A 23914-nucleotide genomic window follows, 5' to 3' on the forward strand; every position below is an offset into this window, starting at 1 on the left:
TGTCTGTCGCGCTCTTGCCAATCCCCCTATCCCGAATCCCCAATCACGGCTCCCAATGGACAAAGTTTTTATCGAAGGCCTGGAAATCGATGCGCTGATCGGCATCTACGACTGGGAGCGGCACATCCGCCAGACGCTGCGGTTCGATCTGGAGATGGGCTTCGACAACCGCATTCCGGCCGCCAGCGACGACATCGCCGATACCCTGAACTACAAGGCAGTGAGCAAGCGGCTGATCGAATTCGTGCAGGCCTCGGACTTCGGGTTGGTGGAGACCCTGGCCGAGCGCTGCGCGGCGATCGTGCTGGACGAGTTCGGCGTGCACTGGCTGCGGTTGAAGCTGAGCAAGCCCGGTGCGGTGCGCGGCGCGCAGGCGGTGGGAGTGATCATCGAGCGCGAGCGGGCCCGCTGACGGCCACCGGCCGCGGGCTCGCTCAGCGAGCTCCGATCCTTGGCCGCGCCCCGGAAAACCTAGGTGGCACCGGACCGAGATCTACGACCACGCCAACGATCCCCAGCCCCAAGGCGCGGTTCAACCGGATCCGACAAATCCCGAATCCCGAATTCCAAATCCCGGCACTTGCCCCCTCGCGGTCGCCTCAGGCTAGAATTGACGGCCATGTAAACGTTTTCTCAAGGATCTCATGGCTGCTGATCGTATCGAAACCCTGATTGCCCAGATGACCGTCGAAGAGAAGGTCGGACAGTTGGGTGTGTTCGCCGACATGGTGCGGCCGTTCGCGCCGGACGTGAATCCCGAAGCCAATGTGCTCAACGCCGACGAGGTGCTGCAGCAGGTGCGCGCAGGCCGGGTCGGCTCGTTGTTCAATGGCGTCGGCGCCGCGCTGGGCGTGCAGATCCAGAAGGTGGCGGTGGAAGAAAGCCGCCTGGGCATCCCGGTGATCCTGGCGGCGGACGTGATCCACGGCATGCGCACGGTGTTCCCGATCCCGCTGGGCGAGGCGGCCAGCTTCGAGCCCGAGCTGGCCGAGCGCACCGCGCGCGCCACCGCGATCGAGGCGACCGCCGCCGGCCTGCACTGGACCTACGCACCGGCCGTGGATATCGCGCGCGATCAGCGCTGGGGCCGTGGCGCGGAAGGCGCCGGCGAAGACGTGGTGCTGGGCGCGGCGTTTGCCGCCGCCCGCGTGCGCGGCTTCCAGGGCAGCGATCTGAAGGCCGACGATTGCCTGCTGGCCACCCCCAAGCACTTCGCCGCCTACGGCGCCGTGGCTGCGGGCATGGAATACAACACCGTGGACGTCGCGCCGCAGACACTGCGCGATGTGCACCTGCCGCCGTTCAAGGCCGCCTTCGATGCCGGCGCACTGACCGTGATGTCTTCGTTCAACGACATCAACGGCGTGCCGGCCAGTGCCAACCACGAATTGCTGACCGAGATCCTGCGCGGCGAATGGCAGTTCCCCGGCGTGGTGATTTCCGATTACACCGCCGACATGGAATTGATTGCGCACGGCTATGCGGCCGATGAGCGCGATGCGACCAAGAAGGCGTTCCTGGCCGGCCTGGATCTGAGCATGCAGAGCGGCTTCTATGCCGCGCATCTGCCGTCGCTGGTGGAAAGCGGCGAGGTGCCGATGGCCACGCTGGATGCCAGCGTGCGCCGCATGCTGCAGCTCAAGGAGGCGATCGGGTTGTTCGACAACCCGTACCGTTCGCTGGATCCGGCACGCGAAGCCGACACCGCGCATCTGCCCGCGCACGATGCGTTGTCGCGCGATGCGGCGCGGCGTTCGATCGTGTTGCTGAAGAACCAGGGCGAGGTGTTGCCGCTGAAGAAAAGCGGGCAGCACATCGCGTTGATCGGGCCGTTCGTGCAGGACCGCGAGAACATCGAGGGGTGCTGGACACTGTTCGGCGACAAGCAGCGCTACGTGACCCTGGAGCAGGGTGTGCGCGCGGTGGTCGACAGCGAGCATCTGACGGTGGTGCCGGGCTGTGGCCTGGAAGACGCACTGCCGGGCGGTATTTCCGCCGCCATCGATGCGGCGCAGGCCGCCGACGTGGTGGTGCTGGCGCTGGGCGAGCCGCAGCGCTTCAGTGGCGAAGCGCAGTCGCGCACCGAGATCGTGTTGCCGCCGGCGCAGCAGGCATTGGCCGAAGCCATCGCCGCCACCGGCACGCCGATGGTGGTGCTGCTGCGCAATGGCCGCGCGCTGGCCCTGAGCGGTGCGGTGCGCGATGCCGATGCGATTGCAGTGACCTGGTACCTGGGCACGCAGACCGGTACCGGCGTGGCCGACGTGTTGTTCGGCGACTACAACCCCTCCGCGCGTCTGCCGATCAGCTTTCCGCAGGTGACCGGGCAACAGCCGTATTTCTACAACCATCTGCGCACCGGCCGCCCGGAACTGCCGACGCTGTCCGAGTACAAGGCACGCTGGCGCGAGATGCCCAACGAGCCGTTGTATCCGTTTGGCCACGGCTTGAGCTACACCACCTTTGCGTATGCGCAGCCGCAGCTGAGCAGTGCGCAGCTCGGCTGGGACCAGACCCTGACCATCACCACGCGCGTCACCAATACCGGTCGCGTGGCCGGCGAAGAAGTGGTGCAGCTGTATGTGCACGATCGCGTGGCCAGCCGGGTGCGCCCGGTGCGCGAACTCAAGGGTTTCCGCAAGGTGTTGTTGCAGCCTGGCGAAAGTACGGACGTGGTGTTCACCCTGACGCGTGACGCACTGGCCTTTACCAACCACAAGAATGTGTTTGGCGCCGAGCCGGGCGTGTTCGATGTGTGGGTGTGCGCCTCGGCCAAGAGTGGCGAGGCGGTGACGTTCGAGTTGCTGGAGGCCTAAACACCCGCGGGCGTGGTAGGGCGCACTCACGCGATACGCAGCGGAGTGCGGTTGCTACGCGGGATTTGAGATGACGGTGGCGGACGTGGCCCAAGGGCGCGCCGTCATTGGGTCAGGGAAGATGTAAGCGCATGCCTGGTCGATGTGACCACGGCTCTGCTCGCATCTGTATGTATCGCGCCATGCACCGCACCGGATCGAACGCGGCTTTGCCGCGAAAATCGTGGCCACCGCCAGCACGCATTCGACGCGTGGCGGTGGCACGACTCCCCTGGGCGCGATCTTGCGGAGTTATGCCTCGTTCTCGACTGCTGCCTTGCTCTTGGGCGTCAGCTTGAGCAGGCGCCCGGTGCTGCCGCTGGCTTCGTCTTCCAGCAACCACAGAGCGCCGTCCGGACCCTGTTCCACTTCGCGAATGCGCGCGCCCATGTCGTAGCGGGCCACCTCGCGCGGCTGATCGCCGAGCGAGACCTGCACCAGCGACATCGACGACAAGCCGCCGGTAAAGCCGTTGCCGCGCCACGCCGGGAACTGCTTGCCGCTGTAGATCACAAAGCCGGCTGGCGAGATCACCGGTGTCCAGCTGATCTTGGGCGCGGCAAATTCCGGGCGGGTGTTGTGATCCGGGATCGGGGTGCCGTCGTAGTTGTCGCCGTTGGAGACGATCGGGTAACCGTAGTTGGCGCCGCGCTGGATCAGGTTCAACTCATCGCCGCCAAGCGGACCCATCTCGTGTTCCCACAGGCGCCCCTTGCCATCGAAGGCCAGGCCGAGAATATTGCGGTGACCCAGCGACCACACCTGCGCGGCAACGCCGCCCTGCGCAGCGAACGGGTTGTCGGCCGGCACGCTGCCATCATCGTTGAGACGGATCAGCTTGCCGAGATTGGCCTGCATGTCCTGGGCGGGGGTGAACTTCTGGCGTTCGCTGGAACTGATCCACAGCTTGCCGTCCGGGCCGAACGCTAGCCGGTGGCCGAAGTGGCCGTTGCCGGTGACCTTGGGATCCTGGCGCCAGATCACCTTCAGGTCCGACAACGTGCCGCCGCCGCTGGCATCCAGCGTGAGCTTGGCGCGTGCCACTGCTGCGCCGCGGGTATCGCCCTGTCCCGGTTCCGCGTAGCTGACATAGACCAGGCCATTTTTGGCAAAGCGCGGATGCGCCAGGACATCGCCAAAACCGCCCTGTCCGCCATAGGCGACTGCCGGAATGCCGGTGATGGCGCTCTTGCGGTTGGTCTTGAGATCCAGCCGCATCAATGCACCGCGTTTTTCGCTGACCAACAGGCTGCCGTCGGGCAGGAAGGTCATTGCCCAGGGTTCGTCGAAATCGGCAACGGTGGTGGCCTGGAACGGCCACTGCGCCTTGGGAATGGCGGCCGCCGGCGCGACGGCAGGCGCGGCACATGCGGTGGCGGCGGTGAACAAGCTGGCCGAGCAGGCCAGGGCAAGCAGACGTCGGACAGACATGAGGTCCTCCAGGGAATGGGCGCAGTCGCGTTGCAGCCCTCCCGCAACGTGTCCTGCGTCGGGTTTTAAAGTACCTTACACGACGCCTTCAAGGCCGCCTTGTCGTAGATCACTTTCTTTGTGAGACGTGTGCGTCCCACATTACTGCTTCACCATGAAAAGGAGTTTCCATGGCTGCCACGCAAAAAACGTCACCTGCTTTTATCGCCGCATCCTGGGCTGCATTGCTGCTGGGTGGCATTGCCTACCTGGTCGGGCTATGGAATGCGCAGATGATGCTCAACGAAAAAGGCTATTACTTCACGCTGCTGTTGTTTGGCCTGTTCGCATCGGTGTCGTTGCAGAAGAGTGTGCGTGACCGCGCAGATGGAATTCCGGTGACGGGCCTGTACTACGCGATCTGTTGGTTTTCGCTGGTCATCGCGCTGCTGCTCCTGGCAATCGGCTTGATCAACGCGACTTTATTGCTGAGCGAGAAAGGTTTCTACGCGATGGCCTACGCATTGAGCCTGTTCGGCGCAGTTGCGGTGCAAAAGAACACCCGCGATGCGATGGATGTCGCCAATGCATCGCATTACTCGCGCGCAGTACCGCCGCCACTGGACTGATGCACTACAGACAGATTGATACAACAACGCCACCTCGAGGGTGGCGTTGTTGTCTTCAGGGCTTGGACTTGTTGTCGCCGGTCACAAGGTCTGTCGCATTTTCCCAGGCACGCTTGACGGCGTGACGGGCCTTGCTCCAGCTCAGGCCATGGGTGCCGCGGTTGGCTTCCCACTCGCGGTGCAATTCCGCTTCCACCTGATCGTAGGCGCGGGCGTTTTCGCGGATGCGCGCTTGGTGTCCTGCGAGATAGGCGCCCTCGTAATCTTCGTAGCGGTCACCTTCGGTGTAATACGATTCTTCGGTGAAGCGCTCGCGCCAATAATTGGATACGTTCTGGCTGCGGTCTTCGTCCGGTGCGCGGCCCGGAATCTGATACGGCACGTTCATGCTCGTCTCCGTGTTGAATGTGCGCCCTAACCTAGGCGGGCAGGTGTTAAATCCGTTGCCAGAGCAGGTGAGGAGGGCATCAAGGCATGCTGCACTTGGTGACGCTCTCTGGCGCGCCCCTGCGCGACACGGTGCGCCGCGCCCAACGATTCAGCCGGTGGTCGGCGCGCGTCACGTCGCTGCCGATGCAGCTTCGTATGGTAGTGGCGTGGCACCGGCGGCACGCAGGCTGGCTTCGGCATGCTGCAGCGAGGGCTCGTCGGCGTCGATGATGACCAGGACGCGCCCTGCCTGGATTTCGTCCTCAAATTGGCGGCGGACCGGATCGGGGACGGTGGCGCCGATCAGTGCAGACGACCAGGTGCCGACCAGGGCGCCTGCCAGCGCCATGACGCCGGCACCGGCGATGGTGAGGCCGATCGGAGGCACAGCGATGGCAACCAGTCCGGCGACCAAGCCCGCAGCGCCCCCGGTGGCGGCGCCGCGCGCGGCAGCAGGGAGAAAATCCGTCTTGGCATCCTTGCGTTCATCGGGAATACCTTGCAGCTCGATATCCGAACGGGCAATCAAGGACAGCGCATCGTTGTCGATGCCGGCGCTGCGTGCGGCCTGCATGACGCGTTGCGCACTTTCGATATCGGGCGTGCTGTAGACACGGCGCAGTTTCATCGCAAGCTCCCATGCAGGTGAGAACTGCAGCCTTGGGCGGGCACGGTTAGTCGGGCGTGATCGCTGTGCGAGCGTCCTGCGAAAACCGCTACGCAGACTTGCGCGGAAACAGGTAAATCAGCCAGCCCACCAGCAATGCCACCCCGGCGGCTGCCAGGTTCTGCCAGCTGGCGCTGGCCAGCAGGCCCAGCGACAGCAGCAGCGCTGCGATGGGAATGGCCGGCCCGCCAGGCAGGCGCAAGGTGTCGGTGCGTTGCCGGTAGCGACGCGCCAGCACGATCACTGCCGCAGCGGTGCCGATGTAGGCAAACAGCCGCGTGACCATCGACAGCAATGCCAGCTGCGTAAACGAGCCGGACACCGCCAGCGCCAGCGACAGCACGCCCTGGGTCAGCACTGCCGCAGCCGGGGTGTGGAAGCGCGGATGCACACGTGCCAGGAATGCGGGGCCGTAGCCATCCTGTGCCAGCGCGAACAAAAAGCGCGGCCCGAGCATGACCGTATTGCTGGTGGTGCCGAGAATGGAAATGGTGGCACCCACGGTGAGGATCAGCGCCAGCGCCTCGCCGCCGAAACGGCTTGCGGCATCGGCCAATGGCGTGGGCGAGGCGGCAAGATTGGGCAGCGTGCCCTGTGCGACGACCTGGACCGCGGCGTAGATCAAGGTGACCGTGACGATCATGGTGATCAGCGCAAACGGCACGTCGCGGCGTGGGTTGCGGTATTCGCCAGCGGCCGCAGGAATGTTCTCAAAGCCTGCATAGGCAAACAGCAGCAGCAAGGCCGCTTCGCCCAGATTGCCCAGGTCGCGCAGATCCGGCGTGTTGCCGGCAAAGGCCCACGACCAGTCCACGTAGAACAGGCCGATGGCCACGAACAGCAGCAACGGCACCAGCTTGCCGATCACCAGCGCGATGCCGGTACGCGCAGCCGATTTCACGCCGATCACGTTGATGGCGGTGAGCAGACCCAGGGAACCGACGACCACCAGCAAGCGCGCCCAGTGATCGGTCGCCACGGTCGGCCAGAACCGCGCCACCGCATCGGCCAGGCCGTTGCTCAATGCCGCTGCCGAACTGATGCGCGTGAGCCAGATCATCCAGCCGATCTGAAAGCCGACAAACGGGCCGAACGCCTCACGCGTGTACAGGTAACTGCCGCCCGGCGTGTCGAAATAGCTGGCCGCCTGCGCGTAGCACAACACCAGCAACGCCACCGCCAGGCCGGCCAGCATCACCGCCCACAGGCTCATCGGCCCCAGCAGTGCCGCGGTGGCCGCGGGCAGCAGATAGATGCCGCTGCCGATGACATCGTTGATCGACAAGCCAACGATTTGCCAGCGGCTGACCACGCGGACCAGGCCAGTGGAATCGGGTGCAGGAGCCGGGGTGGTCATCGTGCCGCCTCCTTCAATTCGGGCAACTGCCACTGGGCTTGCAGGCGTGCATATTCGGCACGTGGCAACAGCACGAACAGCGGTTTGTCGTCTGGCTTCAACCAGGCCAGCAGGCCTTGCATATCGGCCGGCGCCATCGCGGTGCAGCCGGCGGTGAACTGGCCCGGCGTGCGCCACAGGTGCGCGAAGATGCAGCTGCCGCGCCCGGGAACCGCGTCAGGATTGTGGGCGATCACGAAGCCCTCGCTGTAACGCGCATCGCCGGGATGTTGCAGGTCCAGGCGCATCGGTTCGGTCGACCCGGCCACTGCGGCCTCACCGACCTGCGCGGCATCGACGATGCGGTTGTACAGCGGCGAACTCGGCACATCCATGCAGTAGTGGGTGGCGCTCATCGCCTGGTACGGCATGGCGCTGTCGATCTGCTGGGCATAGCCGAAGGCCGGGCCGATCGCGAAGACACCGGCCGGGCTGCGGCCGTCGCCTTCGCGCTTCTGCGGTCCTTGTGCCTGTGCCGGATGCAGGCCATCGCCCCAGGCACTGCCATGCCGCCCGAGCGCGACCGCGAAGCCCGGTGCGGCCGGTTGCCAGTGGCCGTCCACACGGGTGAACGTCTGCAGGCGCGCCTGGGTGCTGTCCCAGTCCGGCGTGGTCACCACGATCAATGCGCGCGCTTGATTCAGGGCATCGATCGGCCCGGCAGCGACGGCAACGCTGCCGCAGCTCGCCAGCGCCAACAGCACAGCGGATCGAAACAAGGTGGCAAGGCGCATGCAGGCTCCGGGGGGAATGGGTCGAGCGGGGGACGAGTCTGGGGGCGATACATGGTTGACGGAGACAGTACGCTGCTTTGGTGCCGCGTTGGGCACACCATCATGTCGCTACTGTACTCAGCAATGTGGCCGTGTGCCGCATGCGCGCGCCTGGTTTGTGCGACTGCTTGGCCGGGCTTCGAGTGTGTTTTGTTGTTCTGGGAGAGTTGGCCTCTGTGGCTGGCTGGCTGCAGAGCGGCTGATCTGGGGCATGGCTGCAGGGCCCTTGCCCGCCCGCCCTCGCAGGACACGCCGCAAGTACGTTCTTGTAGGCGCTTACGCGGCATCCATGCCGCGTAAGGTCCCGCGACGGTGAGCGGGCAAGGACCTGTCGAGATGATCGGTGGGCATGGTGCAAGCAATGCACGACGTTCGCTGTCCGGGTGACTGCGTGTGCAAAGAAGCGCTGACGGCGCCATGCCTGGGCCAATGCGGCCTGGAGATCCTACTGACGTTTTAAGCCGGCAAGAGCTCCAGCCCGTGGATGCGGCGGATGCCCAGGCCGGGCGAGTCGTCGATATGGATCTGCGCATCGTCGAAGTGCACGCCGCCCTCGGTGGGATCGAACTGCCCGAGCGCGGGCGCATCCAGATCCGCCAGGGTGATGCTGCCGGCCTTGGCCACCGCCAGATGCACTGCCGCAGCCACGCTGATGCTGGATTCGATCATGCAGCCGATCATGCAGGGCACGCCGTACAAGCCAGCGATATCGGCGATGCGGATTGCGTTGGATAGCCCGCCGGTCTTCATCAGTTTGATGTTGACGATATCGGCGGCACGGCGCTGGATGAGGTCGATCACCTGGACCGGCGAGAACACGCTTTCGTCGGCCATCACCGGCGTGTCGATCCGCGCGGTGACAAACGCCAGCCCGTCGATGTCCGCGGCCTTGACCGGCTGCTCCACCAGTTCCATCACGATGCCGGCGTGTTCCAGTGTACGCATGGTGCGCACCGCCTGTTTGGGCGTCCAGCCCTGGTTGGCATCCAGGCGCAGCGATGCGCGGCCAGCGACAGCAGTATGTATCGCGGTGATCCGCTCGAGGTCCGAGCCGCTGTCCTTGCCGACCTTGATCTTCAGCGACCGATAGCCGCGCGCGAGCGCGGATTGCGCCTGCGCCACCATCACGTCGATGCTATCGACGCTGATGGTGATGTCGGTGGTGATGCGCGGCATGCCACCGCCGAGCGCCCGGTAGAGTGGGGCGCCCAGGGCCTGCGCCCACAGGTCGTAGAGCGCGATCTCCACCGCCGCCTTGGCGCTGGTGTTGCGCTCCAGCGCGTGTTGCACCAGCGCGCATAGCCGGTTGAGATCGGCCACGTCCTGGCCGATCAACGTCGGCCCGATGCAATGCTGGATCGCAGCGATGATGGAGCCGTGCGTATCGCCGGTGATCGGGGCGGTGGCCGGCGCTGCGCCATAGCCGATGTGGCCGCTGTCGGTCTGCAGCAGCACCACCACGTCCTCGATCGCCTGCACGGTACGCACTGCTGTCTTGAACGGGGTCTTCAATGGCACGCGCAGCATGCCGAGGCGAAAGCCGGTGATCTTCATGGAAAGCCAATCGGTGCGATGCGTTGGATGCGGGTGATGTGGTCGACGAACGGTGTGCCGTCGCTGGCGAGCAGTGGCAGCAGCGGCGTCACCGACACACCGTTCAAGCGCGCGCGCTGCACGTTGCCGGCTGCGTCGCGGTAACTGGCGCCGGCCACGTCATGGATCACCCATGGCGCACCGCGCTCGTGTCCGACCACCAGCATCACATGACCAGGGATGTAGATCAGGTCGCCGACCTGCAGCCGGGCAAGTTGTTGCAGGCGCTGCGGCAGTGCGGCCTGCGCCTGGAACGGAACGCCCAGCAGCGCAGGGCTGCGTGCCTGATCGCCGGTATTGCGCGGCAATGCAATACCCAGGCTGCGATACACATCCAGCACGAAACCGCTGCAGTCGCGCGCATCGTAATCGTTGCCCCAGCCATAGCGTTCGCCAAGAAATTTGAACGCCTGCTGCAGCAACGCTGCAGGCGTGGCCGGCAACGGGCCCACGCGCACGTCGGCGCCGCGTGGGATCAGTGCCGGCACCAGCTGCAAGCGACCCTCGCTGTTGCGCAGCGGCAGCTGCACGACATGGGCGGCCTGCGGCAACTGCCCGTTGACCGGTTGCTGCGGCGGCCAGTCGCGAAGCAGAGGGACGCTGGTGCCCATGTCCAGCGCCATTGCGGAGATGGCGGGTACCTCCGGGGTGTAGGCGCTTTGCACGCGTGCGCCGGTGACCACCAGCCGTGGGCTGCGTTGTGCATAGTCCAGCACTTCCTCACGCGTGCCCACGGCAATCCGGTCGGCAGCGATCCAGGCCGCATAGTTGGCTGCCAGCACAAAGTGCCATGCACCATCGGCGCTGGTGTGCAGCACCGCCACCGGCGTGCCGGGGTAGAGCGCCGATTCCTGGAAGCGGTCGATATCGTGGTCGTCGGTAGTGCTGAACACGCGTTGCGCGGTGGGGAAGGTGCGCAGTGCCGCGCGCTGCACCACCAGTGCGAATCGTGGCGTGACCTGCGCAGGCAGTGCATCCAGTGCCAGGGCGTGGCGCAGCGTCGCAAGGCGGGAGGCATCGATGCTGCGACCCTCGCTGTCGTACAGCGCACGCGTCGGCATGGCCGACAGCGCTTCGATACGCGCGCGCACCTCGGCCGCCGGCAGTACTTCGGCCAGCTGCGACAGGTCGTGCATGGAGCGATCGTCACGCAGCAAACGCGCATTGAAGCCGGCGATCTGTGCGGCAGTCATGTGCAGCGTCTGCGCGTTGTCAGTGCGCTGGATCCAGTAGTCGGCGGTCAGCTGCGCATCGCTGGCCGCAAACGGTGCCGTGTGCAATATCGGGCTGGCAGGCGTTGCCGCAGCGGCATCCCAGGACAGTCCGATGATCAGCAGCAACAACGTCAGCAGGCGGCGCGACAGTGGCATGAAGAGGGCTCTTGATGGGATACAGCGACTGGCGAGGCTTTTTACAGGGAATCACCACCGCAGGCGCGCGGACCTGCGCCGACCGCGCCGGCCTTTAGTGTACGCATGCGTATTATCACTGGTGCGTGTCGCATGGCGCAGCGGCGCTGTAAGGTCTGTCGGTCTCTGCACACGTGCAGTCTGCCTGCCACCGGCCGCAGCCGCATGCTGCATGCCATCGTCCGCACGGCAGATAATGGGTGTATCGCCTGCGCGGCCCATCAGGGTGCTGGTGCAGCGCAAGCCCTTGCCGTTTTGCCAGGAGAATCCGATGTCATCTGCTCCCACGCTGTCGCCATCGCCCTGGCTACGCGCCGCGCTGTGCCTGGTGGTGCTGTCACTGGGTGCGTGCGCGCATGCGCCGCAGCGCAACCCGCTGGCCCAGTGGGTGCCCTCGCCCAACTACGACGCGCGGCGGCCGATCCTGATCGTGCTGCACTTCACCGACCAGCAATCGGTGACGCAGAGCCTAGGCACGCTGCGCGGGCGCAATAGCGGCGGCCGGGTCAGTGCGCACTATCTGATCGGCGAGGATGGCGCGCGCTATCAACTGGTCAGCGACGACCAGCGCGCCTGGCATGGCGGCGCCGGGCGCTGGGGCACCATCACCGACATCAATTCCGCCTCGATCGGCATCGAACTGGACAACGACGGCAGCGAGCCGTTCGCGCCCGCCCAGATCGACAGCCTGCTGGTGCTGCTGGATGACCTGTGCACCCGCCTGCGCATTCCGCGCACGCAGATCGTCGGGCATGAAGACGTGGCCCCGACCCGCAAGAACGATCCCGGCCCGCTGTTTCCGTGGAAACGCCTGGCCGACGCCGGCTTCGGCCGCTGGCCTGCCGCCGATGCCCCCGCCGCGCCGGCAGGCTTCGATCCCTGGCAGGCGCTGGCCCTGCTCGGCTACAGCCTCGACGATCCCGCTGCCACGCTGCAGGCATTTCATCATCACTACCGCGGCAGCGACGCCCGCACGCTGGATGCCGAGGATTTGCGCATCCTGCATGCGTTGACCCGACCAGCGCTGCGGCAATTGCAGCTTCCGTCGGTGCCCATCGAACCGGATGCGCCGTAGCGATCCAGCCTGCTCGTTTTCCGTCGCCCTGACGAACGCTGCGTGGACTGGATCCCGACCACATTCTTGGTAGCATCCGCTCGCCCAAACTCTTGAAGGACGTCGTGTGATGAGGCTAGGAAAGACTGCCCTGTGGGCCGCCACGATCCTGATGGTCGGCGGCTGCACCAAGACACCCGACGCAACGCCCGGAGACGTGCAGACACCGCCCTCGCAGAGCGCTCCTGCTGCTGCGCCAGCGGCGACGAGTCCTGCAACGGTCGACGCCGAGGTGCCGGCGCCCGGGCATGTGCTTGCCGATATCTATGGGATGAAGGGCGACGGATCGGAGTCGTACACCATCGACAACGGCGCCTTGGCCAGCTTCTGGTACGGCTACCGCTTCGACCTTGGCGGCAAGCAGTACTACACCGGCTTCGCCAACGCGGGCCCCGGCAAGTACGGCAAATCCGAGGAAGAGGACTCTCCGGACCCTGCCGTCGGCGTCAGCATCAGCCAGGCGACCTATGTGCTCGACGATGCCGGTGGCAAACCGGCATGGGTGCTGTTCCATGCCCAGCAATGGGCTGGCGATTTCGGCGGCAACGAGAAGGCCGACACGCTGGACCAGACGCGCAAGCCGCAGCGCACCGAGACCAAGGATGGCCACCTGGTGCTGGCGCTGCCGACCACGCGCTTCGCCAACGGCATCAGTAGCTTGGGTTTTGCGTTGTTTTCCTTCGATCCGAACAAGAACGACATGGGCGACTACAAGGGCTGGGTTTACCTGGGCACCGTGGCCACCGGCGAAGACAACAGCGCGGCCTGCGACGATGAGGGCACCATGAAGTGCGCGTCCAGCACCGGCACGCTGAGCTTCGAACCCGGCAGTGGATCGATGCCGACCCTGCGTGTGGCCATGAGCGGCACCGCCATTGCCGGCCCTGGCAAGGCCCGCAGCCTCGGCGCCGCCGACGTGGTCACCTATACCTACGACGCCACCAAGCACCAGTACACGCCGCCGCTGGATCGCTGAGCCTGCCCGCGTGCCGGTCTGTTGTGGGCCAGCACGTGACGCGGACTGGCCGGCACAGCCAGCTGGTTTCGGGGGCGGGAACTGGATAAGATTCGCCCACGGGGCCTGATGATCAGGCAAGTCATTCGCGAGCGGCAATGGATGCTGCACTCGCCCGAAATGCCGGAGTGGATCGCCGGCTTGCGGTTTGCCATGCGCGAATCGCTATCACCGCCCCTGCCTTGGGGCCGGATCGCACTCACCGTTTTCTGTCCGAAGCCGCGTCTGCGACAGCTGCGTCTCTGCGGGTCGGGCCATGTCCGTGATGCGTAGCAGGGCGGCTTGCCGGATAACGCGGCATGGCGTGTCGGGATTGCGGTTGTGTTTCCGGCTTCTTCAATACATACAGGATGTTCTGCACATGTCCAACGACACTCAAGTTGCCGTCACGGTGGCACCGCCCTACCCGGGCAGCGTGCTGTACCTGATTTACGGCATGGATGGGGACGGCGCGCTCTCGTACGAGATCGATAACGGTGCTGTTGCCAGTTTCTGGCACGGCCAGCACTTCGATCTGGACGGCAAGCACTACTACACCGGTTTTGCCTACGCCACGCCCAACAAGTACGGCAATGACGAAGCCGAGACCTTTCCGGATCCGGGTGAAGGCGTGTCGATCAGCCAGGCCACGTTTCTGCTGACCGCGCCGGACAGCGAGCGGCCGTGGAGGCTATTCCACGCGCAACAGTACGTCGGCCGCTTCGGCGGCGACGAGCGCGCCGACGCGGTCGACGAAACGCGCAAGGCGCAGCGGCATATCCTGGACAACGGTCACTTGCTGTTGGCAGTGCCGACCTCCAGTTTCGGCAATGGCGTCACCAGCTTCGGCTTTGCGCTATTTACCTTCGATCCGGACAAGAACGACCTGGGCGACTACCAGGGCTGGGTCTACCGGGGAACGCTTGCAGCCGGCGAGGACAACGAGCTCAGTAGCGACGAAGAGGGCAGCGTTGCGCACGTCTCCAGCCGCGGCACGCTGAGCTTCCAGCCGGTGCCCGGCGAGCGGATGCCGGCCATGCACGTGACGTTGCAGGGCACGGTTATTTTCGGCCCTGGCCAGGTGCGCATGCTCGATGCATCCGATGCGGTGATTTACGTATACGACCAGGCGAGCGGGCAGTACCTGCCGAAAGAAGTCCAGTGAATCGGTCGGTGCGCTGCTCCACGGAGCGACGCGTCGGCAGCAGCAAGAACCCGCGACTTGCAACATCGAACAGGCTTGTTGACCGCACACCAATCAGCTCATGGACGAGCTCGGTTGACCTTGTCGGCGCCCAGCGCCGTATATCAACCTCAAGGAGTAACACGAGATGGCACGCGACTACACGAAGGCCGAGAACCTCGACATCATCGAGCGTGAGGCCAGGGAACGCCACATTCCAGTCGACGATTTCATGCGTTTCGCCTATGTCGAAACCGGCGGCAGGTTCGACGAGCAGGCCAGCCGTGGCCCGAACAGCGCCAAGGGCTTGTTCCAGTTCACTCCTGGTACTGCCGCGGCCTACGGCATCAGCGGCCGTGAACTGGATGCGGTGGCCAATACCGATGCCGCGGCGCGGTTATATCAGGACAATGCGAGGTCACTGACCCGCCAGCACGATAAAGACAATCGTCCGTACCTATCCGGCAAGCCGCAGCCCGATGGGCTGGATATGTACATGGCGCACCAGCAGGGCGCTGCCGGCTATCGGTCGATCCAGAAGGCGGTTGCCGACGGCAGCTTCGCGCGCGGAGACACGCGCGCGAACATCATCAACAATGTGCCGCGCGAAAAGGATGCGGCCGGTGCCAAACAGTTTGAGGCTTACACCGGCAGCTCGCTGGCCGAGTTCAAGAAGATGTCCGATCAGGACATGGCCAAGACCTTTCTGAAGTACTGGGACACCAAGTTCGACCATATCGCCATCCCGGAAAAGGGCATCAAGCCGGTTGCCGAGGGCCAGTCCCAACAGCCGGTGGCGCCGGCCCGCGTGCAGTCGCATCCGGCTGCAGCGGCCGGGCAGGACGGTCAAGACGCAATCAAGCTCACCGCCGCGTATGAGATGGGCGTCAAGTACGACGATGTGAAGTACGCGATCAATATCAAGGGCCACAGGCTCTACCATCCCGGCGTGGACGGCAAGCACCTGGAACAGGGCTACATCGACTGCTCCGGCTGGGTCTCCGAGTTGCAGAACGCCACCATGCGGGAGATCAATCAGAAGGCTGGCCGCGACGTGTTCGGCCGCCAGGACATGCTGGTGCAAGGAATGACTGGCTCCGGTGGCATCGTCAAGAAGGCATTCGACAATTCCGGCGTGTTGCTACAAGGCCAGGACGTGTTCAAGCCCGGTGCGCTGAAGGAAGGCATGGTCATTGGCGTGGATGCCAGCCGGAATTCGGGGCATGACCACTGGAAGGGCATCGATCACATCCTGATGGTGGTGCGCGACCCCAAGAGCGGCGAGCTGCAGGTCAGCCAGTCCAGCGGCACAAAGGGCGTCAATACGATGCCTTTGGAAAAGTATCTGGCCGACAACCAGAACGCCAGGTTGTTTGCGTCCGATCCATTCGCCAAGGCGCGCGAGCTACTGCAGGACAGGCAACAGACACAGTCGCAGAATCAGGACCATCCAACGCGCACATCGTTGCGACCGGGCGAGCAAGGTGCGGATGTAAAGGCGATGCAGCAGGCCCTGATCGAACTCGGGATAAAAGACAACAGCGGCAAGTTGCTGTCCGGTACCGGCTATTACGGCGACAAGACCAAGGAAGTGGTGGCAAACCTGCAGCGCGAGAAGGGCATGGATCCGACGGGTATTGCCGATAAGGCCACGCTCGAAGCACTCGGCAAGCAACAGGGCCAGGTCAAGAATAGTGGCGAGGCCAAGCTCCCCGCTTCCGCCGCTGTCGAAGCGCAACGTCCAGTAGATCCTTTGCTCAAGCAGGCAATGGACCATCTTCAGAAGCATGGGCCGAACGGCGGCTTCAGTAGTCGCGACGAAATGCAGCGCGCCGCTGGCCAAATCGCCTTCGAAGCCAAGGTCAGTGGGATGTCGCGTATCGACGAATTGGTGCCGAGCACCAATGGTAGGGGGTTGATTGCGGTAGAGCGCAATCCCAACAATCCGCTCGATGTGAATCGTGCCTACGTGGACAAGCAGCAGGCCGCATCGGTGCCGCTGGAGCAGAGTCAGCAACAGCTCACAGCCGAGACGCAGCGGCAGAACCAGGAGGATCAGCAGCGCACGCAGGCCGCCCAGACGCAGTCGGGTCCTGCACGCTAGGCACCTCTCGTCAGGTTACGAATCTGTGCGACAGCAATCGCCAGTCCGGCATTCGACCGGACTGGCGATTGCGCAGGAGCGGGGATAGTGCGTCGATGTGCGGATGGCGAGCGCCGCGATCCGGTCTGTCCGTCCCGAGCCGTTGTTCGTCAAGCGAGCCACGTGCTTTGCCTGTTCGAGCGCTTCTGTGCAGGCAGCTTGCTTGTGGTGGCTTATGCTTGGTGCATGACGCAAGCACGATCCCCGGTAAATCTCGTATGGCACCATGTCGCATGCACCCTGCAGCGCATCGGGTGGCAGGTGTCTGCGCTGGTTCTTCTGTGCGCAGGCCTCAACGTGCAAGCGGCTCCCATCCTCTCGCCGGCAACAACCGCCGCACAAGCCGGTCTGGTCAATGTGCACGGCCTTGCGCCCGAGATCGCGGTGGACATGCGTTATGCGGGCAGCAACAACTTCACCGGGCGTGTGGTGCCGGGGTATGAGGCGCCCACGTGCTATCTGTTGCGTCCGGCGGCGGAGGCGCTGGCACGGGTGGCGCGGTCCCTCAAGTCCCAGGGATATCGACTGCAGGTGTTCGACTGCTACCGGCCGGTGCGGGCGGTGCAGGCGTTCGTGGCCTGGGCTGCGGATCTGCAGGACCAGGCGACCAAGGCGCAGTACTACCCGCGTGTGGACAAGCGCGCACTGTTAGGCGACTACATTGCCGAGACTTCGGGGCATAGCCGTGGCGCAACGCTGGACCTGGGCCTGCTCGATTGCCGGCAGGGCCCATGCCAGCCGGTGGCGATGGGCACCGACTTCGATTTCTTCGATGCGCGTGCGCATACCGATGCGCGCGACATCAGTCCTGCCCAGCGTGCCCACCGCCAGCAGCTGTTGCGTGCCATGGCAGCGGAGGGATTTGCCAACTATCCGATGGAGTGGTGGCATTTCACCTTCCGCCCTGAGCCGATGCCGGATACCGCGTTCGATGTGCCGGTCAACTGAGCAACCGCGCCGCAGGCGGTGACTCGGCCACCGGCCTGTCCATGTTGTGCATCACCCTAAATCGCTGCAAGGAATTGCCATGTCCGACCCGGAACGCTTTATCGATATCGCCTGCCCGTATTGCGGGGAGTGGATCACCCTGACGCTGGATCTGACCGGCGGCGACCAGCACTACATCGAAGATTGCCAGGTGTGCTGCAAGCCGATCTCGGTCAGCGTGCAGTGGGATGAGGAAGGCGAGGCGCAGGTGAGTGCGCGCGGGCAGGACGATGCGTGAGCGCGGCGTGCCGCAGCATCGGGCACTCGTAGCGCGCGGCCGGTCCGCGTTCGCGTAAGCGCTCGCGCTTGCTGCCTGGGCAGGGATCCATCACCCGCAACCGCTAGACTGATGCGCCTGCTGCCTGGATCCTCACGATGAATCTGCCTCTGCACTTCGGTCTGCTCGGTTCGCTGGAGGCTGGCCTGATCGCGTTGGTGCTGGGTGTGCTGGTCTTCGCCGGGGTCGAGCACATCGGCCGGCGTGTGCACTTCACCCACGGGCACACGCTGGGTATTGCCTGTCTGCTCGCGGTCGCCATCGGCGGCGGCTACGACATCTGGAATCTCGTCTACACCAGCATCGTGCGGCTGGAGTCGCCGCTGTATGCGCGCCTGGCATTGGCCAAGATCCACGATCCCAACGAATTGGGACCGCGGGTGATCCTGGAAGTGGCCGGGGCGATCGCCGGTGTGGTGCTGGGTTGGAAACTGTTCAGCTCCGGAAGCTGGGATGACGAGGCACCGAATGCGTAAATTTACGTTATGAAATGCGGCACGGTTCGCATATTTTGATGCATTGAATGAGCTGCTTCTGTTTGGCTCACCGATGTCTAACAGATGGCTAGGCGCAAACGTCCGACGCGTGGTTAAGAGGATGTTTTGCGGGAAATTGCGGCAGGTTTTGCGTTCATTCGGGCCGGGTAAGGTGGGGCCATGTGCGGCGACACCGCGCATTCCCAAGCCAAGGAGACCACCCAATGAAGAATCGCAACCGCACCTCGCTGCTCGCCGCCACCGCCGCTCTTGCCGCCGCCCTGGCGCTGCCGGCGATGGCGCAGAGTACGCAGCAGGATGCCGCCGCGACGTCGGCCCAGTCGGGAAGCTCTGCCACGAGCGCGGCACAGCCTGCGCAGTCCGGCGGCGGGCAGACCTGGGCGAGCGTCGACACCGATAGCGACGGCGCCATCAGCACACAGGAGGCCCAGGTCAATGCCGGGCTCGCGCAGATCTTCAATGACGCCGATTCCGACAAGAACGGCAAGCTGACCCCGGACGAATACAAGGCGTTTGTCGCCAAGCAGCAGGGCGGCGCAGCGGGAAGTGGGTCGCAAGGCAACTGAGGTAGTAGGTCGCAAGGTAGTGAGTTCGTTTGCTGACGTGTTTTTTTTGACATCAGGAGGCAGCTTTCGCAATTGCAGTCATTTGAGCAGTTGTTGTCGTTTGATCCGTGGCATCGCTTCGTGGATGCCCGTGATCGGCAAGTAGCAGCATGACCACGTAACAGGATGGACACGCGGGAGCGATCTGCCAGGGTCGCTCCCGTTTTCTTTACGTGCACCGCGCTAGATTGCCCGCTCGTCCCTTCGGCACACTCTCATGCTGCTGCGTATCGCCATGCTGGTCGGCCTGTCGAGTCCACTGTGGGCGCTCGCGGCGCCGCCGGAGTTGCCACCGGCCAACCCGTCGCGTGCGACCTCCACCACAGGGCCGGCAACACCGACAATGGCGCCGTTGCCGATCGACCCACCACCGCCTGCCACAACACCCTTACTTCCGGTCGATGCTGCAGCGCCATCGGCTGCCAAAGGCGGTGCGGAGGCCGCACTGGCGCCGCAGGCCGGCACGTTGGCGCCACGGACCTTCCGCAGCCTGGACAGCGACGCCGACGGCTCATTGACGGTGGCCGAAGCCGGCGCCGACCCCGTCCTGCGCGAGAATTTTGCCGGCTTCGACAGCAATGGTGATGGGCGCCTGTCGCGCGACGAATTCGCCAGCTACCAGCCCGGTCCAGGCGACGCCGCGGGGGATTGACCGCGGCAGCGCTCCAGTGCGCTGCTAAACTGGCGCGATGACCTCTTCTGCACAGCGCGACGGCCAGGCGATCCAACTGGTCGGCTTCGACGGCGACGATACCCTCTGGAAAAGCGAGGACTATTACCGCACTGCCGAAGCGGATTTCGAAGCGATCCTGGCCGATTACCTGGATCTGGGCGACAGCCGCATGCAGCAGCACCTGCTGGCGGTGGAGCGGCGCAATCTCAAGGTATTCGGCTATGGCGCCAAGGGCATGACGCTGTCGATGATCGAGACGGCGATCGAACTGACGCAGGCGCGCATCGCCGCACGCGACATCCAGCGCATCGTCGAGATCGGCCGTGCCACGCTGCAGCATCCGGTGGAGGTGATTGCCGGCGTGCGTGAGGCGGTCAGCGCAATTGCCGCCGACTATGCGGTGGTGCTGATCACCAAGGGCGACCTGTTCCATCAGGAGCAGAAGATCGAGCAATCCGGTCTGGCCGATCTGTTTCCGCGCGTGGAGGTGGTGTCCGAGAAGGATCCCCAGACCTATGCGCGCGTGCTGGGCGAGTTCGACCTGCCGGCGCAGCGCTTTGTGATGATCGGCAATTCCTTGCGCTCGGACGTGGAGCCGGTGCTGGCCATCGGCGGCTGGGGGATCTACACCCCGTACGCGGTGACCTGGGCGCACGAGCAGGAGCATGGCGTGGCCGCCGACGAGCCACGCATGCGCGAAGTGCCCGACGCTGCCGGCTGGCCGGCGGCAGTGCATGCGCTGGATGCAGTGGCCCGGCAGCACGCGCTAAGCTGACTTCCGTCGCGGCCAGCGCCGCGACCTGGATCTGCCGGCGCAACCGGCGGCGCCCAGCAACAGGACGTTTCCGGTCAGGCGTGCATGCCTGGCCGACTAGGAGGGATCACCGATGCGCATGTTGTCGTTTACCTGCCGTGTCAGCCTGACCGTATTGCTGGCTCTGTCAGGCGGCGTGCCGTCGCTAGCGGCTGCCGAGCTCGAAGAAGAAGTCATCAACCCGAGCGAAGTGATCTTTCGCGACGGTCAGCCTTACTACGACGATGGCGGCAACTATGTCCGCCTGCGTACGCGTCGGGACGCGGGAGAGCTGGTGTATTTCCGCATGGTGCGCTTCGATCGCGAGCAGGGCTATGTGGATGCCCAGGGCCAGAGCATTGCGACCTTGCAGACCCGGCCGGACCGGCGTGAGCGCAGCAGCGTATTTGCTGCCGACGGATATTCGGGCGAGCGCTACGGCCCATACGGCGGCGACGCCCGCGGATACCTCGGGTTTGGCGCCGGGCTGAGGCTGGGCGCGTCGCGCAACCGCCCCTACGGCCAGATCTATTACGGCAATGGTCTGTACGGCCCGGACCCTTACAGCAGCCCGCACAATCGCGATGCGCGGCAGCGTTACATTGGCCCGGGCTATGTGGGTGCCTGCGATCTCAGCGGCTGCCGCGAAGTGCGCTACGGCGGTTTTTACGATCTGCGCTGAGCGCGGCCGGCGCCGCTGTGCGCGCGCCACACATGCGAATGCTCGTGGCGGTCCGGCGTCATGCATCCGTTCCGACTCGGGGCATCCCATACGGCTGGCGCGCTGACGGCGCGCCGCCTGTGTCGGTGGCGCAAGCGCTCGGCCTGACAGCGACGCGGGCATGCGGCATCATCGGTGCATGCCTTCACTGCTTACCTCGCTGTTGCGATCCCTGCCGCTGCTGAGCGCGCTGCTGCTTCTGCCGATGCTGGCAGTTGCGCAGACGTCGCCTGCGCCTGCCGCTGCGGCACCGGTTGTTGCACCGGCAGTGACGCCGGGCACCGGCGATGCCTGGGTGGACCAGCATCTAGCCGACATGGGCAGCTACGCGCAGCGCTATCCGGATAGTTTCATCGGCGAAGTTGCGCGCTACACCGGCACCCCGCGCGGTTATGTGCAGGCATTGTTGCAGGTGCATGGCTGGCACGCCGGCGACATCTATTTCGCCTGTTTCTGGGCGCAGACGCTGCAGTTGTCCTGCCGCGACACAGTACGCGCCTACAGCCGCGACCATCATGACGGCTGGGAGGGCGTGATCACGCGGCTGTCGGTCACGCCGGAGACCGTGCATATGCGCGCGCTGCGGCACGCCATCGTCGCCAGTTACGACCGCTGGGAACGTCCGATCACCCTGGACACGCTGCTGCGCCGCCAGCTCGGCGATCACGCGCAACGGCTGGAAGCCGCGCGCCAGGCCAGCGAGGCGGCCGAGGCAGCGGCGCAGGCCGGGCTTTAAAGCGGCTGGCAAACCGACGGCGTAGCCGCCAGGCGGGTGCGGTGCGGCGGTGCTAGGAACCGGCGTGTACCACTCGCACGCTGCGTTTACTGCGCGCCGTCCACGCACATCCGGTGGCTGCCGGCTCAAGGTGGTGTTGGCTACCGGCGCGGCAGCGTGCTATTCGGCTTCAACTCGCTGCAGTAGTGGCACCGGAGCCGTGCCGGCCGTGCGGTGCGCGCCGGGTCGGCCTGAGCCTGGGCGAGGCTGGCGGCCTCTCGCGCTTGTTGGCCATCCCCGGAGCGACCCACAAGATGACTGCGCTCCCGGCCACACAGGCGCAGCCGGCAGTAGGACCGACATGGACCACGCCGTGCGCTGGGGTTCCAAGCTTGTGCGCCATCCGCATCCAGCGGACGACTGCTCGCCACGGATCGCCAGCCGCCACTCGATGCGTTTCACGCCTGGTGGGAACCTGCGCAGCGGCAAGACGTGAGGTGACCGATCGGCTGCGCGCCTGTCTGCGCGCCAACACAGGCGCCGGCATGCTGCCGTGCAGCTGGCCGCCGCAGGGCGCGGTCGGCGAGAATGCCGCAACGCCGGCGTTGGCCGGCCCTGCCAAGACCAGCCCATGCGCGATACCGTGTTTGTCTCCCCCGATCACATCCGCAGCCTGTTCGCGCAGGCGATGTCGGACATGTATCGCGCCGAGGTGCCGTTGTACGGCGACCTGATGACGCTGGTGGCGCAGGTCAACGCCGACACCCTGAGCGCCGATCCCGCCCTGGCCGCGCGCCTGCAACGCAACGACGAACGCGCGCGGCTGGATCTGGAACGGCACGGTGCCATCCGGGTCGGCACGGCGCAGGAACTGGCCACGTTGCGGCGGCTGTTTGCGGTGATGGGCATGCATCCGGTGGGCTATTACGATTTGTCGGTGGCCGGTGTGCCGGTGCATTCCACTGCGTTCCGCCCGATCGACGAGGCGGCGCTATCGGTCAATCCGTTTCGCGTGTTCACCTCGTTGCTGCGGCTGGAGTTGATCGAAGACGCCGCGCTGCGGACGCAGGCGGCGCAGATCCTGGAGCAGCGGCAGATCTTCACCGCCGCCGCGCTGGAGCTGATCGAGCAGCACGAGCGCCACGGCGGGCTGGAGGCGGCGCAGGCGCAGCAGTTCGTGGACGAAGCGCTGGAAACCTTCCGTTGGCATGGCGATGCCACGGTGTCGCTGCCGACCTACCGCGCGCTGAGCGAGGCGCACAAGCTGATCGCCGACGTGGTGAGCTTCCACGGGCCGCATATCAACCACCTGACGCCACGCACCCTAGATATCGATGCGGCGCAGGCGCAGATGCAGCGCGCCGGCATCGACGCCAAGGCGGTGATCGAAGGGCCGCCGCGTCGGCGGGTGCCGATCCTGCTGCGCCAGACCAGCTTCAAGGCACTGGAGGAGCCGGTGCGCTTTGTCGGCGACAGCGGGCAGGCCGAGCACGGCACGCACACCGCGCGCTTTGGCGAGATCGAACAACGCGGGCTCGCGCTGACGCCCAAGGGCCGCGCGCTGTACGACGCGCTGCTGGCGCAGGCACGCGACAGCGATGGCGCGGGCAGCACCGGTACCGATTACGCCACGCGGCTGCAGACCGCGTTCGTGGCGTTTCCCGACGACGAAGCCGTGCTGCGTCAGGAAGGTCTGGGCTATTTCCGTTATGCGCTGACCGAGGCCGGACGTGCCGATCCCGCGCAGGTGGCGGCGATGCCGGCAGAAACCGCGATTGCGCTCGGTCTGCTCAGTGCCGATCCGATCATCTATGAAGATTTCCTGCCGGTGAGTGCGGCCGGCATCTTCCAGTCCAATCTCGGTGGCGCCGAACAACGCGCCTATGCCGCCCATTCGAGCAAGCGCAGTTTCGAACAGGCGCTGGGTGCGCAGGTGCAGGATGAGTGCGCGTTGTACGCGCAGCTGGAGCGTGCGTCGCTGCAGGCGTTGCTGGTGTAGCGGTCACGGCGCGCCGTCGCCCGAACAACGCATGTAACGCACGGTTTGCATC

23 protein-coding genes and 1 pseudogene are annotated in these 23914 nt (G+C 65.2%); 17 read left to right on the forward strand and 7 right to left on the reverse strand.

Translation table 11 applies throughout. The features are described from left to right. Positions 1 to 55: 55 nt before the first annotated feature. Positions 56 to 412 carry a dihydroneopterin aldolase gene (gene folB / locus GGR73_RS16725; RefSeq protein ID WP_184458003.1) on the forward strand — a complete coding sequence of 119 codons (357 nt, stop codon included), beginning with the start codon at positions 56 to 58 and terminating at the stop codon, positions 410 to 412. A gap of 232 nt (positions 413 to 644) precedes the next feature. Beyond that, positions 645 to 2816: a glycoside hydrolase family 3 N-terminal domain-containing protein gene (locus GGR73_RS16730; protein ID WP_184458006.1), complete on the forward strand. Its 2172-nt coding sequence runs from the start codon at positions 645 to 647 to the stop codon at positions 2814 to 2816. Between the two features lie 291 nt (positions 2817 to 3107). Here the strand turns inward: GGR73_RS16730 and GGR73_RS16735 are convergent, their stop codons facing one another. Beyond that, positions 3108 to 4286, reverse strand: coding sequence for a PQQ-dependent sugar dehydrogenase (locus GGR73_RS16735; protein ID WP_184458008.1), 1179 nt, complete (start codon positions 4284 to 4286; stop codon positions 3108 to 3110). A 170-nt stretch (positions 4287 to 4456) separates the two neighbouring features. Here GGR73_RS16735 and yiaA point away from each other — a divergent pair, with 170 nt between their 5' ends. After that, entirely contained in the window at positions 4457 to 4894 is a 438-nt protein-coding gene (gene yiaA / locus GGR73_RS16740; RefSeq protein ID WP_046344757.1) for an inner membrane protein YiaA, read from the forward strand. A gap of 55 nt (positions 4895 to 4949) precedes the next feature. Here the strand turns inward: yiaA and GGR73_RS16745 are convergent, their stop codons facing one another. The 6 genes from GGR73_RS16745 to GGR73_RS16770 form a co-directional block, all read right to left on the reverse strand. Then, the gene (locus GGR73_RS16745) at positions 4950 to 5282 is read right to left on the reverse strand and encodes a hypothetical protein (protein WP_184458010.1); all 333 of its coding nucleotides are present in this window, start codon (positions 5280 to 5282) and stop codon (positions 4950 to 4952) included. A gap of 171 nt (positions 5283 to 5453) precedes the next feature. After that, a complete protein-coding gene (locus GGR73_RS16750; RefSeq protein WP_102256993.1) occupies positions 5454 to 5951 on the reverse strand; it encodes a hypothetical protein in 498 nt (165 codons plus the stop codon). An 88-nt stretch (positions 5952 to 6039) separates the two neighbouring features. After that, positions 6040 to 7347, reverse strand: coding sequence for an APC family permease (locus GGR73_RS16755; protein ID WP_184379502.1), 1308 nt, complete (start codon positions 7345 to 7347; stop codon positions 6040 to 6042). Continuing rightward, positions 7344 to 8120 carry a L,D-transpeptidase family protein gene (locus tag GGR73_RS16760; protein ID WP_104593653.1) on the reverse strand — a complete coding sequence of 259 codons (777 nt, stop codon included), beginning with the start codon at positions 8118 to 8120 and terminating at the stop codon, positions 7344 to 7346. The genes GGR73_RS16755 and GGR73_RS16760 overlap by 4 nt, the downstream gene beginning before the upstream one ends. Before the next feature lie 495 nt (positions 8121 to 8615). Then, positions 8616 to 9713 carry a dipeptide epimerase gene (locus GGR73_RS16765; RefSeq protein WP_102580510.1) on the reverse strand — a complete coding sequence of 366 codons (1098 nt, stop codon included), beginning with the start codon at positions 9711 to 9713 and terminating at the stop codon, positions 8616 to 8618. Beyond that, positions 9710 to 11122: an SH3 domain-containing protein gene (locus GGR73_RS16770; RefSeq protein WP_184458012.1), complete on the reverse strand. Its 1413-nt coding sequence runs from the start codon at positions 11120 to 11122 to the stop codon at positions 9710 to 9712. The genes GGR73_RS16765 and GGR73_RS16770 overlap by 4 nt, the downstream gene beginning before the upstream one ends. A 310-nt stretch (positions 11123 to 11432) precedes the next feature. On the opposite strand from GGR73_RS16770, the gene GGR73_RS16775 reads away from it, so the two are divergent. The 14 genes and pseudogenes from GGR73_RS16775 (at position 11433) to hglS (ending at position 23862) form a co-directional block, all read left to right on the forward strand. Further along, a complete protein-coding gene (locus tag GGR73_RS16775; RefSeq protein ID WP_053054563.1) occupies positions 11433 to 12236 on the forward strand; it encodes an N-acetylmuramoyl-L-alanine amidase in 804 nt (267 codons plus the stop codon). A 109-nt stretch (positions 12237 to 12345) separates the two neighbouring features. Continuing rightward, positions 12346 to 13251 carry a hypothetical protein gene (locus GGR73_RS16780; protein ID WP_184458014.1) on the forward strand — a complete coding sequence of 302 codons (906 nt, stop codon included), beginning with the start codon at positions 12346 to 12348 and terminating at the stop codon, positions 13249 to 13251. Between the two features lie 400 nt (positions 13252 to 13651). Then, complete coding sequence (locus GGR73_RS16785) at positions 13652 to 14434, forward strand: hypothetical protein (RefSeq protein ID WP_184458016.1); 783 nt, start codon at positions 13652 to 13654, stop codon at positions 14432 to 14434. 166 nt (positions 14435 to 14600) lie between these two features. Then, positions 14601 to 16556, forward strand: a complete 1956-nt coding sequence (locus GGR73_RS16790; RefSeq protein ID WP_184458018.1) for a peptidoglycan-binding domain-containing protein — start codon at positions 14601 to 14603, stop codon at positions 16554 to 16556. Between the two features lie 336 nt (positions 16557 to 16892). Then, complete coding sequence (locus tag GGR73_RS16795; RefSeq protein ID WP_435013355.1) at positions 16893 to 17543, forward strand: M15 family metallopeptidase; 651 nt, start codon at positions 16893 to 16895, stop codon at positions 17541 to 17543. 79 nt (positions 17544 to 17622) lie between these two features. After that, positions 17623 to 17820, forward strand: coding sequence for a CPXCG motif-containing cysteine-rich protein (locus GGR73_RS16800; RefSeq protein WP_016903162.1), 198 nt, complete (start codon positions 17623 to 17625; stop codon positions 17818 to 17820). 137 nt (positions 17821 to 17957) lie between these two features. Then, positions 17958 to 18335: a hypothetical protein gene (locus GGR73_RS16805; RefSeq protein ID WP_184458022.1), complete on the forward strand. Its 378-nt coding sequence runs from the start codon at positions 17958 to 17960 to the stop codon at positions 18333 to 18335. A 224-nt stretch (positions 18336 to 18559) separates the two neighbouring features. After that, positions 18560 to 18922: an EF-hand domain-containing protein gene (locus GGR73_RS16810; RefSeq protein ID WP_024938867.1), complete on the forward strand. Its 363-nt coding sequence runs from the start codon at positions 18560 to 18562 to the stop codon at positions 18920 to 18922. Positions 18923 to 19178: 256 nt separating this feature from the next. Next, positions 19179 to 19613, forward strand: coding sequence for an EF-hand domain-containing protein (locus GGR73_RS16815; protein ID WP_049818089.1), 435 nt, complete (start codon positions 19179 to 19181; stop codon positions 19611 to 19613). A gap of 37 nt (positions 19614 to 19650) precedes the next feature. Further along, entirely contained in the window at positions 19651 to 20409 is a 759-nt protein-coding gene (locus GGR73_RS16820; RefSeq protein WP_046344739.1) for an HAD family hydrolase, read from the forward strand. A 112-nt stretch (positions 20410 to 20521) separates the two neighbouring features. Beyond that, entirely contained in the window at positions 20522 to 21109 is a 588-nt protein-coding gene (locus GGR73_RS16825) for a hypothetical protein (protein WP_184458024.1), read from the forward strand. Between the two features lie 160 nt (positions 21110 to 21269). Continuing rightward, on the forward strand, positions 21270 to 21884 hold the full coding sequence (locus tag GGR73_RS16830; protein ID WP_184458026.1) for a hypothetical protein: 615 nt from the start codon (positions 21270 to 21272) through the stop codon (positions 21882 to 21884). Between the two features lie 129 nt (positions 21885 to 22013). Further along, positions 22014 to 22168, forward strand: a pseudogene (locus GGR73_RS20380) (beta-ketoacyl-[acyl-carrier-protein] synthase II); the annotation flags it as partial. A gap of 326 nt (positions 22169 to 22494) precedes the next feature. Next, positions 22495 to 23862 (forward strand): 2-oxoadipate dioxygenase/decarboxylase HglS, encoded by a 1368-nt coding sequence (gene hglS / locus GGR73_RS16835; RefSeq protein ID WP_065032981.1) that lies wholly within the window; start codon positions 22495 to 22497, stop codon positions 23860 to 23862. Positions 23863 to 23914: the final 52 nt, after the last annotated feature.

It is taken from the genome of Xanthomonas sp. F14 (assembly GCF_014199865.1).

Excerpts from the sequence above, each read along its gene's own strand:
- GGR73_RS16735 (WP_184458008.1), bottom strand. The coding sequence starts at position 4,286 with ATGTCTGTCCGACGTCTGCTTGCCCTGGCCTGCTCGGCCAGCTTGTTC.
- GGR73_RS16755 (WP_184379502.1), bottom strand. The coding sequence starts at position 7,347 with ATGACCACCCCGGCTCCTGCACCCGATTCCACTGGCCTGGTCCGCGTG.
- GGR73_RS16810 (WP_024938867.1), top strand. The coding sequence starts at position 18,560 with ATGAAGAATCGCAACCGCACCTCGCTGCTCGCCGCCACCGCCGCTCTT.
- GGR73_RS16815 (WP_049818089.1), top strand. The coding sequence starts at position 19,179 with ATGCTGCTGCGTATCGCCATGCTGGTCGGCCTGTCGAGTCCACTGTGG.
- GGR73_RS16825 (WP_184458024.1), top strand. The coding sequence starts at position 20,522 with ATGCGCATGTTGTCGTTTACCTGCCGTGTCAGCCTGACCGTATTGCTG.
- GGR73_RS16745 (WP_184458010.1), bottom strand. The coding sequence starts at position 5,282 with ATGAACGTGCCGTATCAGATTCCGGGCCGCGCACCGGACGAAGACCGC.
- GGR73_RS16780 (WP_184458014.1), top strand. The coding sequence starts at position 12,346 with ATGAGGCTAGGAAAGACTGCCCTGTGGGCCGCCACGATCCTGATGGTC.
- GGR73_RS16830 (WP_184458026.1), top strand. The coding sequence starts at position 21,270 with ATGCGGCATCATCGGTGCATGCCTTCACTGCTTACCTCGCTGTTGCGA.
- GGR73_RS16730 (WP_184458006.1), top strand. The coding sequence starts at position 645 with ATGGCTGCTGATCGTATCGAAACCCTGATTGCCCAGATGACCGTCGAA.
- hglS (WP_065032981.1), top strand. The coding sequence starts at position 22,495 with ATGCGCGATACCGTGTTTGTCTCCCCCGATCACATCCGCAGCCTGTTC.
- yiaA (WP_046344757.1), top strand. The coding sequence starts at position 4,457 with ATGGCTGCCACGCAAAAAACGTCACCTGCTTTTATCGCCGCATCCTGG.
- folB (WP_184458003.1), top strand. The coding sequence starts at position 56 with ATGGACAAAGTTTTTATCGAAGGCCTGGAAATCGATGCGCTGATCGGC.
- GGR73_RS16785 (WP_184458016.1), top strand. The coding sequence starts at position 13,652 with ATGTCCAACGACACTCAAGTTGCCGTCACGGTGGCACCGCCCTACCCG.
- GGR73_RS16770 (WP_184458012.1), bottom strand. The coding sequence starts at position 11,122 with ATGCCACTGTCGCGCCGCCTGCTGACGTTGTTGCTGCTGATCATCGGA.
- GGR73_RS16750 (WP_102256993.1), bottom strand. The coding sequence starts at position 5,951 with ATGAAACTGCGCCGTGTCTACAGCACGCCCGATATCGAAAGTGCGCAA.
- GGR73_RS16805 (WP_184458022.1), top strand. The coding sequence starts at position 17,958 with ATGAATCTGCCTCTGCACTTCGGTCTGCTCGGTTCGCTGGAGGCTGGC.
- GGR73_RS16775 (WP_053054563.1), top strand. The coding sequence starts at position 11,433 with ATGTCATCTGCTCCCACGCTGTCGCCATCGCCCTGGCTACGCGCCGCG.
- GGR73_RS16760 (WP_104593653.1), bottom strand. The coding sequence starts at position 8,120 with ATGCGCCTTGCCACCTTGTTTCGATCCGCTGTGCTGTTGGCGCTGGCG.
- GGR73_RS16790 (WP_184458018.1), top strand. The coding sequence starts at position 14,601 with ATGGCACGCGACTACACGAAGGCCGAGAACCTCGACATCATCGAGCGT.
- GGR73_RS16820 (WP_046344739.1), top strand. The coding sequence starts at position 19,651 with ATGACCTCTTCTGCACAGCGCGACGGCCAGGCGATCCAACTGGTCGGC.
- GGR73_RS16800 (WP_016903162.1), top strand. The coding sequence starts at position 17,623 with ATGTCCGACCCGGAACGCTTTATCGATATCGCCTGCCCGTATTGCGGG.
- GGR73_RS16765 (WP_102580510.1), bottom strand. The coding sequence starts at position 9,713 with ATGAAGATCACCGGCTTTCGCCTCGGCATGCTGCGCGTGCCATTGAAG.